This is a genomic window from Xenorhabdus beddingii, assembly GCF_002127545.1.
Taxonomy (GTDB): Bacteria; Pseudomonadota; Gammaproteobacteria; order Enterobacterales; family Enterobacteriaceae; genus Xenorhabdus; species Xenorhabdus beddingii.
In genome coordinates, this window is record NZ_MUBK01000198.1 from 1 (window position 1) to 256 (window position 256).

The 256-nt window shown below is 53.1% G+C and carries 1 protein-coding gene; it reads left to right on the forward strand.

The window, feature by feature from the left end:
* Positions 1-256: phage portal protein (locus tag Xbed_RS19255; RefSeq protein WP_139837585.1), on the forward strand; the 256-nt coding region annotated here is incomplete at both ends.

Sequence of the window (256 nt, forward strand, 5' to 3'; positions counted from 1 at the left end):
TTATTTGCTGAATGAATGCCCGAATGACTGCCAGACGCCGTTTCAGTTCAAGCGCACCCTGATGCGTCATTGTTTGCTGAATGGCAATGCCTATGCGGTGATTGTCTGGGGCAAAGACGGCCAGCCGCAATCCTTGCACCCTTACCCGCCGTCAGCGGTGGTAGCACAACGCTTATCCGATCACCGCTTCGCCTACACCATCACAGAACCGTATAGCGGCAAGGTGAAAACCTACCTACAGGAAGAAGTGTTGCAT